The organism is Saccharopolyspora indica (genome assembly GCF_027853965.1).
GTDB lineage: Bacteria > Actinomycetota > Actinomycetes > Mycobacteriales > Pseudonocardiaceae > Saccharopolyspora > Saccharopolyspora indica.
Window position 1 is genome coordinate 70,829 of record NZ_JAQGLB010000026.1, and the last position, 14,769, is coordinate 85,597.

At 71.6% G+C, this 14,769-nt stretch carries 13 protein-coding genes; 6 read left to right on the top strand and 7 right to left on the bottom strand.

All coding sequences use genetic code 11. The annotated features are described in order from the left end of the window. The first annotated feature begins 79 nt into the window (after positions 1 to 79). Positions 80 to 2,155, top strand: a complete 2,076-nt coding sequence (locus tag OU416_RS35615) for a hypothetical protein (protein WP_270931483.1) — start codon at positions 80 to 82, stop codon at positions 2,153 to 2,155. Here OU416_RS35615 and OU416_RS35620 read toward each other — a convergent pair. Further along, positions 2,134 to 3,366 carry an acetate and sugar kinases/Hsc70/actin family protein gene (locus OU416_RS35620; RefSeq protein ID WP_270931484.1) on the bottom strand — a complete coding sequence of 411 codons (1,233 nt, stop codon included), beginning with the start codon at positions 3,364 to 3,366 and terminating at the stop codon, positions 2,134 to 2,136. The genes OU416_RS35615 and OU416_RS35620 overlap by 22 nt on opposite strands. After that, entirely contained in the window at positions 3,345 to 3,872 is a 528-nt protein-coding gene (locus tag OU416_RS35625) for a hypothetical protein (RefSeq protein ID WP_270931485.1), read from the bottom strand. The genes OU416_RS35620 and OU416_RS35625 overlap by 22 nt, the downstream gene beginning before the upstream one ends. Positions 3,873 to 3,957: 85 nt before the next feature. Here OU416_RS35625 and OU416_RS35630 point away from each other — a divergent pair, with 85 nt between their 5' ends. Next, the gene (locus OU416_RS35630) at positions 3,958 to 4,416 is read left to right on the top strand and encodes a DUF3574 domain-containing protein (RefSeq protein ID WP_270931486.1); all 459 of its coding nucleotides are present in this window, start codon (positions 3,958 to 3,960) and stop codon (positions 4,414 to 4,416) included. A 36-nt stretch (positions 4,417 to 4,452) separates the two neighbouring features. Here the strand turns inward: OU416_RS35630 and OU416_RS35635 are convergent, their stop codons facing one another. Continuing rightward, a complete protein-coding gene (locus tag OU416_RS35635) occupies positions 4,453 to 4,968 on the bottom strand; it encodes a hypothetical protein (RefSeq protein ID WP_270931487.1) in 516 nt (171 codons plus the stop codon). 109 nt (positions 4,969 to 5,077) lie between these two features. Between OU416_RS35635 and OU416_RS35640 the strand changes: the two genes are divergently transcribed. Next, positions 5,078 to 5,656, top strand: coding sequence for a hypothetical protein (locus OU416_RS35640; protein WP_270931488.1), 579 nt, complete (start codon positions 5,078 to 5,080; stop codon positions 5,654 to 5,656). Here the strand turns inward: OU416_RS35640 and OU416_RS35645 are convergent, their stop codons facing one another. Further along, positions 5,657 to 10,174, bottom strand: coding sequence for a CHAT domain-containing protein (locus tag OU416_RS35645; RefSeq protein WP_270931489.1), 4,518 nt, complete (start codon positions 10,172 to 10,174; stop codon positions 5,657 to 5,659). A 91-nt stretch (positions 10,175 to 10,265) separates the two neighbouring features. Further along, positions 10,266 to 10,763: a mycothiol transferase gene (locus tag OU416_RS35650; RefSeq protein WP_372907117.1), complete on the bottom strand. Its 498-nt coding sequence runs from the start codon at positions 10,761 to 10,763 to the stop codon at positions 10,266 to 10,268. Positions 10,764 to 10,871: 108 nt separating this feature from the next. Between OU416_RS35650 and OU416_RS35655 the strand changes: the two genes are divergently transcribed. Continuing rightward, complete coding sequence (locus tag OU416_RS35655; RefSeq protein WP_270931490.1) at positions 10,872 to 11,396, top strand: hypothetical protein; 525 nt, start codon at positions 10,872 to 10,874, stop codon at positions 11,394 to 11,396. 7 nt (positions 11,397 to 11,403) lie between these two features. Here OU416_RS35655 and OU416_RS35660 read toward each other — a convergent pair whose 3' ends face one another. Continuing rightward, positions 11,404 to 12,348, bottom strand: a complete 945-nt coding sequence (locus tag OU416_RS35660) for a DMT family transporter (RefSeq protein ID WP_333779676.1) — start codon at positions 12,346 to 12,348, stop codon at positions 11,404 to 11,406. A 47-nt stretch (positions 12,349 to 12,395) separates the two neighbouring features. On the opposite strand from OU416_RS35660, the gene OU416_RS35665 reads away from it, so the two are divergent. Continuing rightward, entirely contained in the window at positions 12,396 to 13,277 is an 882-nt protein-coding gene (locus OU416_RS35665; protein ID WP_270931491.1) for a LysR family transcriptional regulator, read from the top strand. Between the two features lie 134 nt (positions 13,278 to 13,411). Continuing rightward, positions 13,412 to 13,888, top strand: a complete 477-nt coding sequence (locus OU416_RS35670; RefSeq protein ID WP_270931492.1) for a DUF7144 family membrane protein — start codon at positions 13,412 to 13,414, stop codon at positions 13,886 to 13,888. Here OU416_RS35670 and OU416_RS35675 read toward each other — a convergent pair. Next, the gene (locus OU416_RS35675) at positions 13,836 to 14,735 is read right to left on the bottom strand and encodes a tellurite resistance/C4-dicarboxylate transporter family protein (RefSeq protein ID WP_270931493.1); all 900 of its coding nucleotides are present in this window, start codon (positions 14,733 to 14,735) and stop codon (positions 13,836 to 13,838) included. The two genes, OU416_RS35670 and OU416_RS35675, sit on opposite strands and share 53 nt — an antisense overlap. Between the last annotated feature and the right edge of the window lie 34 nt (positions 14,736 to 14,769).

Sequence of the window (14,769 nt, forward strand, 5' to 3'; positions counted from 1 at the left end):
TTCGATGACTTGCCGGATCCCGGCCGACACGAAGCGTTACGCTGGGTCTCGGTGATCTTCGGCGCGAGAGGGGCGGGCGATGACCGGGCACGTCGGCGGTGACAACCGCTTCGACGGCGAAGCGGAGAACGTCGTGCAGGCGCGCGACATTCACGGCGACGTCCACTTCCACGCGCCCGAATCGCCCAACCCGCCGCCGAAGCAGGTCCCGCCGCCGAGCCGGTTCTTCACCAACAACGAGCGGCAGCTCGCCGAGATCGGCGAGTTCCTGCGACCGGGTACCGATTCGGGGCCGCCCAGGTTGGTGGTCGTGCAGGGCCTGCCGGGCAGCGGGAAGAGCGAAACCGCCTACCGGTGGGTCAGCGAGCACGGCGACGACTACCCGGACGGCGCGTTCTACACCCGGCTGACGGCGGGGAAGGACGAGCCCGGCCTGATCAGCGAAGCGCTGCACCAGTTCCTGCTCGCCATCGGGTACAAGACGGCCGAGCTCCCGGCAGGGCTGGACGCCCGCTCGAACCTGTTCCGGTCGTGGAGCAGCGGCAAGAAGGTCGTGGTCGTGATCGACGACGCGATCACCGCGGCGCAGGTCATGCCGCTGCGACCGGGCGAGGGGCATTCGGCGGTGCTGGTGACCGAGGCCCGTTCGCTGAGCTCGCTGCGGGTTCGTGCGGGCGCCGAGTTCGTGCCGCTCGATCCGCTGGAGGTGGATGCTGCGCGGCTGCTGGTGTCCCGGATCGTCGGTAACACGAGGAACTTGAGCGACGAAGCCGAGCAGGTCGACCGGCTGATCGAGCTGTGCGACGGGCAGACGATCGCGCTGTGCGTCGCGGCTTCGGAACTCGCGGGCAGCCCTGATCGGCCGGTGTCCCGGCTGGTTCGGGAGCTGTCGAAGGAAGGGCAGCGCCTGAGGCGGCTTTCGCGCGACGAGGGCCTGTCGGTCAAAGCGGTGTTCAACACCGCGGTGGCCCGCCTCGATGACGAGGCGCGGCAGCTGTACGCGGCGTTCGGGCAGCACCCGGGTGCCGGAGAGGTGGCTCTGGCGGCGTTGGCCGCGGCCGTCGAGCACGACGAGGACGACGTGCGGGAAGTGCTGGACCGGCTCGTCTCCGCGCACTTGATCCGCGAGGTCGCCGAGGACCGCTACTTCGCCTACGGCCTGGTCCGCGAGCACGCCCGTGAACTCGGCGAGCCCGCTGTGCGCGACCGGTTCACCGAGTTCTACGTCCGCCGTGCTCTGGCCGCCGGACACGCGGTGCGGCCGAACCGGGGATGGCTCGAAAAGCTGTGGCCGGAATTCCGGTCGGAGCCGCTCGACGTCGATGAAGCACGGGCGTGGCTGGCCACCGAACGGGCCAACCTGCGCGCGGTGGCGAAGGATCTGCACGAGGCCGGTGCGGAGCAGCTCTGCCAGCTGGCCGTGGCTCTGTGGCCGTTCCAGGAGCAGGGCAAGCACGTCGACGACATGGACGTGATCAACGGTCACGCCGCCGAGGTCGCCGGTCATCGCGGGCTGACCTTCGCCGCCGGACTCGCGGTGATCCAGCGGGGCTTCGCCTTCCAGGCGCGCGGGGAATCCGACAAGGCAGCCGGGCTGTTCGCCGAGGGCGAGGAGAAGGCCCGTGCGATCTCCCGGGACGACCTGGCGGCCACCGCCGTGGAATCGCTGGGAATCAGCCTGCGGAACCAGGGCGACCGCCACGGCGCGTGCACCGCGCTGGAGCGCAACCTGGAGATGGCGGAGCGGCTGGCCGATCCGCGACGACTGGCACTCGCCCGGATGCACCTGGGATCCGTCGCCGATGCCCAGCGCGGTGAGCGGTTGCTCGACCAGGCACTCGCCGAGTTCACCTCCGAGCCCTACAACGCCGCGAAGACGCGCATGTGGCGAGGACGGCGGCGCACCGAGCAGGAGCGCTACGACGACGCGAAGACAGACCTGGATGCTGCGCTGGAGTACATGACCGCGCACGGGCACCACTTCGACCGGGCGCAGGTGCTGGTCGGTCTCGGCGACAACGCGCTTGCCGCAGGCGATGTCGAGACGGCGCAGGAGCACTTCCGGGACGCTGCGGCGATCTGCCGGGCCCGTGGCTTCGCAGAGCTGGGCGAGCAGGTGCGCGTCCGGCTCGATCAGTCCTCGAAGGACAGCTGAACCTGCTCGACGCGCGGGCCCAGCTGGAGCTGTTCGGGGAGCTCGTGCGGTGACCGGCCGGAGCACAGCCAGGCGTGCACGACGGCGGCGCACGCCGGGCCGAGGTCGTCGGCACCGCGGAACCGCACCACGGGCAGATCGGTTCCGCTGATGATCCAGTCGCCAGCGCGGTCCCGCGTCGCGGCGAGCAGGCAGCCGGGCAGGCGCGACAGCGAAGCGCGGATCCACCGCAGCGGGTCCTCGTAGCGGTCGTCGTGGACGAGGACTTCGGCCAGCTCCAGCCAGCGCCGGTCCGGTTCGTCAGCGCAGGTCACCAGAACTCCGCCGGAGACCACCGGTTCGTCCAGCGCCGCCGCCGGGAACCGCGTCACCGATGCCGACCGGTCGGCCAACCGCACCTGGATCAGCTGGCTACCGGCTCCCGGCGGTTGCGCGGCCGGGAGCGGGACGGCGGCGGAATCCGCTGGCACAGGCGGTTCTTCCAGCTCCAGACGGGTGTAGATCTCGGCGCGCAGCAGCGCCGCCGACCGGCCCGGCTCGGAGGTGGCGAGCCCGGTGATGTGGGCGTGCTCGGCCGGTGAATGCCCTGCGATCGCCGCGTCGACCTGCCCGGCCAGCGGGGCTTCCGGGTCCAGGCGCGGTGCGGTTCGCAGCAGGGCGGCGATCGGCGAAGCCGGGTCGACGGTCTCCTCCGGCCAGGTGGCGAGCAGGACCGGCGTGCCCAGCGCGGCCGAGTAGAACGTCACCGACCCGTGGTCGCCGATCGTGACATCAGCGGCGACCAGCGCGGCCCGCCAGCCCTCCTCCGGTGGCAGCACCACCACGCCCGCCCTGGCGCACTCGGCCAGCCACATCCGCACCTGCCACGGCGAATGGCCGTGCCAGATGTTCGGGTGCAGCGCGACCACGATGCGGTAGGAGTCCAGCGGCAGCTGGCGGGCGAGTCGCAGGACCAGCGACGGGTGCCTGCCGAACAGGGAGGCCTGGCCCCAGGTGGAGGAGACCGCGACGCAGCGCTGGTCGGGGCCGATTCCGAGCCGCTTGCGGTAGGAATCGCGCAGCGGGCGGCTGGCCAGCATCCGGTCGAAGCAGGGATCGCCCGCGACCAGCGCGGCCGGGACGGCTTGCGGGCAGTAGCGCGCGAGGCGGTCCCGCTGCTCGTGGTGCGACAGGACCGCGACCGAGGGAACTACCTCACCCTCGTGCAGCAACCACGCATCGGAAAGACCGAAGACCGGATTCTCCTGGATTCTCCTGGATTCTCCTGGATTCTCCTGGATTCTCCTGGATTCTCCTGGATTCTCCTGGATTCTCCTGGATTCTCCTGGATTCTCCTGGATTCCAGGAACTTATTGTATCCCATTCCGTGCGGCAGAACGATCAGCGGAGCCCGGATCTCGTGCAGCGCTCCGCCGTAGCTGGCCGAGACGGCGAGGTCGAACTCGCCGCGCACCGCCTGCTCCCAGTCGATCGGCGTGATGCCCCGCTCGCCGAGGAAGTCGGTGGTGCCGGTGGTGAAGGCGCTGGACCCGGTGCACGTGAACACCGTCTGGATCCGCAGGTCGCCCGCCCAGCACGGCACCACGTCGAGCAGGCGGGTGGCGGCTGTGACGTTGTGCACGATCACCAGCACGCGCCGGGTGGTCGAGGCGGTCCGCCACCGCCTGCCGGGCGCGCCGATCAGCAGTTCATCCCACTCCAGCGCCACGGTGATCATCCTATCGGCCGGGTGCGCTTACCTGATCGCGGGAATTCGGCCGACACCTCATGGGGCGGCGCGCCACCGCGGCTACTGTTCCAGCGTGCAGAAGACGATCAAGCCGTCCTGGCGCATGACCACCGCGGTGCTGGCCGCCGCCCTGATCGGCGCGGGTGCGCCCACCGCCTACGCCGCGCTCGGAGACGAAGCACCGGCGCCGAACGGGCGTGGCGCGCCCTTCGTGGAGACCAGCCTGCTGTTCGGCACCGTCCGCCCCGACGGCGGACCGCCGGTCACCGACGAGCAGTTCCACTCCTTCGTCGACGAGGTCGTCACGCCGCGGTTCCCGGACGGGCTGACCGTGCAGGACGGCTACGGCCAGTACCGCGACGCCAACGGCGTGATCGAGCGGGAGCGGTCGTTCGAGCTGATCCTGCTCTACCCGGTCGGCGCGTACCGGGACAGCGACCCGAAGATCGAGCAGATCCGCTCGGAGTACGTCGCGCGCTTCGCCCAGGAATCGGTGGCCCGGGTCGACGACCGGGCCGCGGTGGACTTCTGAGCTGGGAGCTGGTCGCGCCCGCGGGGGCGTGACCAGCTAGCGCATCGGCTGGAGCGAGGTCACCACCACGATCAGGTCGTCGAGGGACAGGGCCGCCTTGTCGCTGCGCAGCAGCAGCGTCGGGAACTCGGCATCCACCGGGTCGTCCAGGGTGACGATCGCGACCGGTTCCCGCCACTCGCTGCTGAAGTTGGTGTGCTCCTCGTAGTCCTGCAGGAACACCTGCGCCCGGCCGACTCCGGTGGCCACCTCCTGGACGTCGATCGCACCCGGCACGTCCGCCAGCGTCCGGTAGGTCCCGTGCCGCCCGTTGAGCACCCGCTGCGGTGCTGCCACCGCGCAGCCGGTCGAGAACGCCTCGAGGACGAGGTCATCGCCGAACTCGTACCTGGTGGCCGGGCAGTCCGGAGCGTCCTCCGGGTTCACGGACACCTCGTCGATCGCGAGGTGGCCCGGCACGGTCAGCTCGATCGCGAGGCGCCCGTCGTCGATGGTGATCTCGCGGCTGGGCGACCAGACGACGCCGACCGCGCCGATCGTCAACAGCGTCATCACCACGACCAGCGCAGCGAGTGTCCCGATGGCGATGTTCGTTCACTGCGAAACGGGTTGTCCGCCCTGGTCCGGGAGGCATGATCGGCGGGCGAGCTGGGGAGGGGAGATGCGCTGGCGTCGGCTCTCGGCGAGTGCGCTCGTCGCATGCCTCTTACCGGTGGTGACCGGGTGCTTCGCGGTGCGCAGCGGTGCGGAGGAACCGGCGTTGCCGAGTGCGGCGGCGCAGCTCGACGGCGTCGAGGTGTGGGATCTGCGAACCCGGCCGACCTCGGTGCAGGCCGGCACCGTCGACCGTGACGTGGCGATCTACGAGACGCGGCCGTCGCGGCCGGTGCTGGTGCGGCTGCCGGACGGTGCGGAGCTGCGGTTGGCCGCTCGGTTCATCGCGTTCGACGCTCACGGCAGCCGGGGACGTGAACCGTCCGGCGTCGAGGCGAAGACGGAGATGATGCCCTTGGCCGAGACGGTCGAGGTGTACCGCTCGACGCTCCAGCAGCTGGGCCTGCCCACCGGTGCGGTCGCCGACTTCGAGCGTGCGGCTGCCGATGCGACGGGGACCGAGTGGGTGCGCATGGACCGGGTGGGCGGCGAGTCCGGTGACTTCGCCTTCGGTGTTCAGGCCCGCTACAGCCCGGCCGCCGGTGCCGGGCTGGTCGTCGTCGGCGGGAGCTGGCGGATCAGCTGATCACCTGCCGTGGTAGGTGAAGGCGGCCCAGTGCGCCGGGGTCGCGGGGTCGGTTTCGGCGAAGTAGCGGGCGAGCTCGTCCGGGACGCCGGGAATCGGCCTGCGGTGCGGGTCCAGCATCCACAGCTGGGCGGCGCGAAGAGCGTCGGCGGGTTCCGGCGAGCCGTCGTTGAGGTGGTGGTGGAAGACGATCATGAACATCGCGGTCACCAGGTCGTCGATCTCCCACCGGGTGCCGACCACCCCGCCTGCCCCCGCGGCCAGGAACGCGGTGGCCAGGGTGAGGACCTCGTCGTGCTGGCGTCCGGTCAGGTCGCTGGAGCAGGCGGCCAGCACCACCAGTGCGCCGCGCGGACCGCTCTTGTGCCGCAGGATCTCCCGCACCGGCAGCGACCGGCCGGAGCCCAGCTGCAGCGCGGAGTCGACCGGGAGCTCGGCCGGGGTGGCGTGGCAACCCAGGTGCAGCATCGTCGTTCCGGGCAGCGCGGTGAGCACGTCTTCCGGACTGGGAACCGAACGCTGACCAGGGCGGCCGAGGTAGTGGCCGTGCGCGTAGTGCGCGGCGTGGATGTGGCCGATCTCGTGACGGGTCCAGTACAGGTCAGGGGTGCGGACCAGGACCGGGCGGTCGGCGAAGCGCGGTGCCCGGCGCCGGGCCGCCTCGACGAACTGCCGCGCCGAGGCCGCATAGCCGATGACGGCGTCCTGGCAGGCGTACCGCTGCTCACCCGGCTTCCGCGCCGCGTGCCACGGGACGAGGCTGAGCTTCCCGGTCGGCACCAGCACGATCCGCGGCTGGTCGCCGCCGAGCCAGTCCAGCACAGGGCCGATCGCGGCGGTCCACGCCCAGTCGCACAGGTTCTGCAGCGCGGCCTGCCACGGCTGTTGCACGGCCTCGCCGATGCGTGCGCGTTCGCGTTGCAGCAGGTCGAAGTGCTGGACCGGCTGCCGGTCGCGCAGCTCGGCGAGCGGCAGGTGGTGGAGCCGCCCGTCGTCGGTGATGGCCACGGCTTCCCCGGCGGTGAGGTAGACCAGCGCGCGAGCGCTGCGGGCGCGCAGTGCGGTGCTGATCTCCTCGGTGCTCGGCGGGGAGAGCAGTTCTTCTTCCGCGGCAGTGCCTTTCAACGCGCGCTGTGCCGCCAGCCGCAGATCGCTGGGCAGCTGGAGCTGCGCCGGGCGGCTCCGGTCGGGTCCGGAGTCCCAGGGCTGTTGCTGGTCCACTTCGGCCGTCCAGCGCTCGGCCAGATCCGGGTGACCGCTGTTGCGCAACAGGTCCGGCATCGTCGCCGCGGAGGTCGCGGCGTGCAGGACCATGCCGCGGCCGAGTTCCAGCGCCTGCACCGCGGACTCCAGGTCGTCCGCGCGCAAACAGCGCTGCACCGCGGCGAAGGCGCCGCCGGCCGCGGACGAGGCGACCTTCATCGCCCGCTGCGGGCTGGACTGCAGCAGCACGCCCCGGGCACGTGTCCGCAGCGCTTCCAGGCTGGTCTCGATCGCGCGGTGCACCTCGCCGCGTTGCGCGTAGTTGGCGGCCAGCACGGCGAAGTTGGCCGCCAGCGCTTCGCTGTTGCCCGGCGGGCGCTCCCGGAGCATGCGCTCCAGCCCGTCGATCGCCGAGTTCAGCGCGTCGTCGGAGGAGCGCTGCCAGGAACGGGCCTGGCGCGCGTAGGCCAGCAGCTGGACGGTGAAGTACTCCAGCTCCTTCGGCAGGTCCGGCTGCCTGCTCACCGCGTCGAGCGCGGCCAGGCCTTCGTCGGCCAGGTCCACGTCGTCGGCGACCAGCCCGGCGGCAGCGCAGAACACCGCCGTACCGGCGACCTCGACGGCCCGTTCCGGAACGGATTCCGGGAGCTGCTGGGCTGCCACGAGCGCGCGGCGCGCGGCGGCGAGGTCGGCCGGTCCCGGTGGCGCGGAGTCGGCCCGGAACTCCCGTGGCCGCAGCAGGCGCAGCGAGATGATGCACCTGGCCATCCACCGGGCCTGGTGCTCCGGCATCTCGTCGCCGACGGTGGCGCGCAGCTTGCTCATCCCGGCGTCGGGATCGGTGATCTGCTCGGACTCCATTCCCGCCAGCCACGCCCCGATCTCGGGCAGGCGCTGCTGGGCTTCGAAGGAGTAGTACTGGGCCGCGTCGGCGTCTTCGCGGTTGCCGGACAGGAAGAACCGGGTCACCAGCATCTTGCCCAGAACCGTGGTCATGTCGGCGCGGATCTCGTCATCGGGCGCCAGCAGCTCGTCGGCCCGGCGCACGTGGTCGAGCGCGTCCTGAACCGTTTCGAGCGGATGACCTATGCCGTACTCGGCGCTGAGGGCGAGCAGCGCGTGGCTGATGCCCGATGCGGTTTCGACCTCCGGGTACCGCTGCGTCACGTGCTGGGCGATCTCCTTGGCCCTCGCCAGCGCGGCGTGGTCGCCGCGCTGGGCCTGCACGATCAGGATCGCGGCCTGCGTGATCAGCTCTTCGGCGCGCTCGGCGGAATCGTCGGGCAGCGCCGCGATCCGCTGCTCCTGCTGGTCGATCAGCCTCGCCAGATCGTCGGCACCGAGGTTCTCCGGAGATCGCATCCGGAACAGCAGCAGCATGTCCTGCAACGGCGAACCGGCGGGCAGTCCCTCGGATGCGGAGGTGAGCAGCTGCTCGATCTGGGCGTCGTCCTGGCCGCTGGACAGGCCTGAGGTGACCGCGTGGATGGCGTCGAGTTCGGCGGGGCTCAGCTCGTCACCGGCCGCCGTGGCCAGATCGCGCAGGACCGCGGCCATGTCGTCGTGCTGATCGGGCGACCAGGCCAGCAGCCGGACAGCGGCGAGCTCCTCGTCGCCGGCGCTGGACATCGCCGCCAGGTGCTGCTGGACCTCGGGCAGCACGGCGCGGTCCACGTAGCGGTAGAGCTCGTCCGGGTCGGGCTCCTGCCAGCGCAGGGCGGCGGGGACGCCGCGGTAGAGCAGGAGGGCCGCGAGAGCGGCGTGGCAGTCGTCCTGCGTGCTCGGATCGTCCCAGCTCAGCGCTTCGGTGAACGCCTCGACGGCCAGCCGGTGATCCTCCGCCGTGCCGCTCATCTGCAGGAACCGCAGCTGGTACATCGAGGCGCGGAACATCCACGTCCGGCGGCGGGCGGCGCCGTCCGGCAACCCGGCCAGCGCGGCGTCCAGCAGCTCGATCGCCTCGGTGACGTCCGCCGGATCACGGGTGCTCAGGGCGAGTTTGGTGTTGATGAGACCGCGGTGCGCGAAGAACCCGGCCTGATCCGCATCAGCTGCTGGCCGCAGGTCGCGCAGGATCTCCGCGGCCCGGCGCAGGTCTGCCTGCGAGTCGCGGGCCGCGTGGGCGATCGCGAGCTGGAGGCGGGCACCGGGCTGCTCCGGCTGGAGCGCCACCAGAGCTCCGGCGATCTCGATGGAGCGGGCGGGATCCTGGCCGGTCAGCTCGGTGCGCTGCAACAGGAGTGCGTTGAGCCGCAGCAGGACCTCGAAGCTCGCCGGATCGCCGTCCAGTTCGAGCAGCTTCCGCCGCAGCTCGGCGATGCTCACGTCCAGTCCGGCCGGCAGGTCGGCCGCAGGCGGGTCCGACGCCAGCGCGGCCCGGAGGGCGACGGGTTCATGGCGCCGCGGATCGTGCTCGTCGGTCGCACCGATGATCACGCCCAGGTCCCCGGCCAGGACGTCCCAGTCCTGCTGGGTGGTTTCGGCTCCCTGCCCGGCGATGACGTTGATGCGGATCCCGGCGACACCCGGGTTCGCGGCGGTTCGGGGGGACAGCGCGTCGAGATGTGCGCGCAGCGCGGCGGCCGGTGCGGCGCGGATGTGCTCCACCGCCTGCTGTTCCGACCACGGCACGGCGTCGCGCGCGTGCGGGGGGAGCTGCTCGGCCACGATGAGGTTGACGAGTTCGAGGTGGCAGTGATCGGCCGTTTCCGGCGGGATGCCGGGTTGCTCCAAGAGCGCGGTGAAGATGTCCGAGGCGTACCGCAGATCGCTGTCCGGACCGCCCATCGTGCGGAATCGCGCCGAGCACAGGTTGGCGCGGTGGAACTGGATGCCGCGCAGCAGCTGCTCGTCGGTGAGCAGCGCGAACGCGGCGTCCAGGTCGGCGATCGCTTCCGCCGCGCAGTCCCGGTCGACCAGCCGCGCGGCGATGTCCGCGCCGACCATCCCGCCGCGGGCCCGGACCTCCACGTGCATCGGCAGCTCGTCGTCGAGCAGCGGGCGCAGCTCGCGCAGGTGCGCCAGCGCGAGCCGCAGGGACGGTTCGCCGTGGTGGCCCGCGCTCGCCCAGTGCGCCATCGCGAGGTGGAGCAGCGGCAGGGCGCGGGCGGGCGAGTCGTCGGGGAGCGCCTCGTGCAGCTCGCCGGCGATGCCGATCGCTTCGACCGGGTCCTCGCCGGTCAGCTGGCTGCGCTGCAGCAGCAGCTCGACCAGTTCGACGGAGGCGCGGTAGGCCTGCTCGTCGTCGGGTTGCTGCTCCAGCGCCTCGCGCCGTGCGGTGATGGCTTCGGTGAGTCCGGTCGGAACCTCGGTCATCCTGCCCCCTGCGGAAACGGCCCGGTCACCGAGACTAGCGCGCGGCGACCGCCTCCGGAGCTGGTTCGTCCACAGTGGCCGTCGGTCGCGGCTACTCGCCGACTTCGCCGTCGGCGAGTTCGCGCAGGAGGTCGAGGTGACCGACGTGCCGGGCGGTCTCCTGGGTGACGTGCGCGAGGATCCACCGGATCGTCCGCTCGCCGTCCGCGGACAGGCCGTCCGGGCTCAGTCCGGCGAGCGCGCAGGTGGAACGCTCCCACTCCGCCTGGTATGCGGCGATGACGGTCCGCGGCGAATCCGCGGCGGTGAGGTTCCACGACGGATCGGGGCTGCCCTCCCACAGGGACGGTAGCGCGGCCCCGGCGCCGACGATCGAGATCCAGTGCCGCTCCACCGCGGTCAGGTGCTTGATCACGCCGAGCGCGGTCGTCCTGGGCGAGGTGGCGATCGGTGCCGCGGCGGCCAGCTCGGGGCTGAGCCCGTCGACCTTGCCGACAGCGGTGTGCCGCAGGAACTGCAGGAACTCCTGGGAGAGCCGGAGTTCGCCGGTCGCGTCTTCAGCCGGCCAGCGCCGGTGGTGGATCGTCACCGCAGTGCTCCTCGGTTCGTGCTCGCCGCCGGGACTGTAGTTGATGGCGGGTAGCCTTCGACAGGTGCGATGCCCGGTGCCGCATCGGGCCGGATCTCTGGGGGAGCTGTGCTGGACGGGGAACCGCGGCCGCCGGCCGGTGGCTGGGCGGAGCGGGTGCTGCGGATGTCGGTCCGGGACCTGGTCCGGACCGGCTCCTTCGACGGCATCGCTGTCGGTGCGGCGAAGGAACAGCTGCGGGAAGTCCTGCCGGAACCCTCGTCCTGGGCGCCGACCGACGGCCCCGAATCCGATCTGTGGTCCTACGGGAGCGTCGATCTCGTCTTCTGCGGCGGCCTGCTCCTCAGCATCTTCTGCGACGGTCTGGAACACCTCGGCCACGAGGATCCGCACGTAGACCGGATCGCGGTCGACGCATCGTTCCTGCGGCCGGGGATGACCGGCGCGCAGCTCGTGGACGCGCTCCGCGCCGACGGCATCGCCTGGTCGGTCCGGCCCGGAGCGGTGCCCGAGCACACCGCCAGGGTCCGGACCGGACCGCACGGCGTGGAATTCCTCCTGGAATCCGATCCCTGGGAACCCGCCGATCCCGGCGAGATGAGGCTGATCGGCTTCGAGCACCGCGCCCGGTGATGCGGTGCTACTTGGCCGGACGGCGGGAGATCGCGACGCCGATGAGGCAGATCGCGCCGCCGGCCAGCGCGTAGAGCGTCGGGGTTTCGCCGAGCAGCAGCCAGGACAGCAGGATCGAGACCACCGGTGCCACGTAGGTCGTGGAGCTGAGCTTGCCCGCGCTCATCCGCCGCAGCGCGTAGGACCAGGTGGTGAAGCCGATCGCGGTGGGGAACAGTCCCAAGTAGACAGTTCCGAGGACGGCGTTCAGCGGGGCGGTCCGGAGCTCGTCGAGCAGCTGCGGGGCCCAGGGCAGGAGCACCGCGGTGGCCACCAGGCAGCCCAGCCAGAGCCCGATCAGGCCGTCGACGCCCCGCAGGGTCGCCTTCTGGACCAGCACTCCGGCCGCGTACAGGACGGCGGCGACCAGGCACAGCACCACGCCGAGCCAGTCGCGGTGGCCTGCCGAGCCGAAGGCGATGAGCGAGAGCCCGCCCAGCGCGACCAGGGAGCCGATGATCAGCACCTTCGGGTAGCCCTCGCCCAGGAACAGGCCGGCGCCGAAGGCGATCAGCAGCGGTGCGATGTTCACCAGCAGCGCGGCGGTTCCCGCGTCGATGTGCTGCTCGGCGGCGTTGAGCACCACCGTGTACCCGGCCAGCCAGAGCACCGCGTACACCGCGACCAGCAGCAACGTCCGGCGCGACTTCGGCGGCCGCGGCGCACCGCGGAACCGGATCAGCACCATGAGCGAGAGCGCGAGCGCCGCGACGGACAGGCGCAGCAAGGCCATCGGAGCGGGCGAGAGGGAGTGCCCGATGTTGCGGATGGCCACGAAGGCCGATGCCCACAGCACGATGGTCACGGCGACGGCTGCCGTCGCCTTCCCGCGTTCGGTCGAGGAAGGAGCGTCGGGGGTCCGGGTCTGAACGGTCACGATGGCCATCGTCGCCAGCGCGAGAAGAAAGGACAAGCGACTATTCCTACCGAACCGTTAAGCATTGCTTTACTCTTGGTGTCATGCTCGACCTGCCGAGACTGCGCGTGCTCCGGGCCGTCGTCGCGACGGGCTCGATCCGCGCGAGCGCTTCCGCGCTGGGCTACACGCCCTCCGCGGTGAGCCAGCAGCTGTCCTCGCTGCAGCGCGAAACCGGGTTGCAGCTCTTCGAACGGGTCGGCCGCGGAATCGAGCCGACCACCGCGGGCCTGACGCTGGCGGCCGAAGCCGAGCCGCTGTTCGCAGCGGTCAGCCGGCTCGAAGGCGTGGTCGGCGACCTGCGCGCGGGGCGCATCGGCAGCCTGTCGATCGGCTACTTCGGCACCGCCGGGGCGACCTGGCTGCCCTCGATCGTGGCCGCGCTGCGCGCCGAGTTCCCCGAGCTGCGGCTGGAACTGCGGCTGACCGAGCTCGACCCGTCCGAACCGGACATCGACATCCTCGTCGAGCGGCCCGGCACCGAATACCCGCCGCAGGTCGCCGTGCACCACCTCATCGACGACCCGTACCTGCTGGTCGTCCGGGATGACGATCCGCTGGCCGAACGCGCGGAGGTGCCGCTGGCCGAGCTGGCCGAACGGCACTGGGTGGACAACGACTTCGCGGTGGGAGCCTGCCGCCAGGTGCTGCTCGAAGCCTGCGCCGAGGCGGGCTTCGCTCCCCGGTTCGTGGTGGAGACCCGCGACTACCAGACCGCGATCCCCTTCGTGGCCACCGGCATCGGCATCACGGTGATCCCGCGGCTGGGCATCGGGAACCTGCCCGCCGGCCTGACCGCGCTGCCCGTGGTGGCACCGGCGACCGTCCGCCGGATCAACGTCGTGGTGAAGAAGTCGGTCGCCGAGCACCCCGCCGTGCAGCGCACCGTCGAACTGCTGCACGACCTCACCGCCGGGGACTTTTGAACCCGGCGCGCACCGGGCACTCCTGGTGAGCCCTTTTCATCCGAGCCGGTGGCCGCGGCCAGGCGGTACCCGAGGTTCCGCCTGGCCGCCACCTGCGGAAGGAGGGGCCACGGGCACGAGCGAACGGGGGAGCCATGACTTCCGGACCAAGCGCAGGGCAGCCGGGGACCGAGCAGAGCACCGGGACGGTGCGGAGCAGCTGGGCGCTGACCACCTCGGAGCACGCCCGGCCGCCGTCGGGATGGCTCGCCTTCGCGGGCTCGATGCTGGGCCTGCTGGGGATCTTCAACATCATCACCGGCATCACCGCGCTGACCCGCCCGGAGTACTTCCTGGTCACCGCCAACCGGTTGCTCGCGTTCGACTACCCGGTCTGGGGCTGGATCTGGCTGGCCCTCGGCATCGTGCAGGTCGTGGTCGGCGCCGGCGCGGTGTACGGCCGCGGCTGGGCGCGCTTCATCGGCATCGACCTCGCCGCGCTGTGCGCGATCGGGCACCTGGTGTTCCTCACCGCCTTCCCGCTGTGGTCCGTGCTGGTCATCGCGCTGTCGGTGATGGTCATCTACGGGCTGGTCGTGCAGAGCGCGCCGACCGGACGAGCACACCCGTGACGCGGCGCGCGGTTGCCCACCCGGCCAGGCAGAGCACGACCAGCGCGGGCCACAGCAGCACCTGACCGACCGCCGCCAGCCATCCCGTCCCGGTGGCCGCCGCGAGGCCGAAGGTCGCCGTGCAGGTCATGCCCAGCGGGAAGACCGTCGCCCAGCGCCGGAAGTCGTAGCGCAGCCGCGGCGCGAACAGCTCCAGCACGGCAAGCACCACGTACCAGGCGGCGGTGATCGCCCAGAGCACGATTGCGCCCGCACCGGCCGCACCGGCCGCTCCCGGGGGCAGCGCGGCCGCCAGCGCGGTGGTGGCCACGGTGCTGATCGCCAGCGCGCCACCGGCGATCCAGTGATCACCGCTGCCGCGCACCAGCTGCCGGAAGTCGAACCGCGACAGCACGAAGACGTACAGGCCCAGACCGAGCACGTCCGCGGCCGCCGCCAGCGGCAGGACCCACGCCGCCCCGACGGCCAGCTTCGCGGCCAGCACCGCCAGCGACTGGGTGGACACGCACAGCAGGAAGCTCGAACCGACCGCCGGGGAGCACAGATTCCGGAGCACCCGCGGCAGCAACGCCGCCCACAGCACCACCGCCACCGCCAGCAGCACCCAGCTCGCGGTCGGCCACCCGTGCTGGGCGAGACCAACGCCGAGCACCCCGGTCGCCGCGACACCCGTCAGCGCACCGGGCCGGGCGGCCTCGGCGCGCCAAGCCGGTGCGTCCGAGGCCAACCGGGTCAGGAACGACAACCCGAGCAGCACCCACACCGCACCGGCCAGCGCCAGCAGCGCCCAGGACAGCACCGCGTCGCCCGCCAGCTGCGCGGCGACCGACACGATGCCGATTCCCATCACCACCGCACCGGATTCGCACGGGATCCGGTGC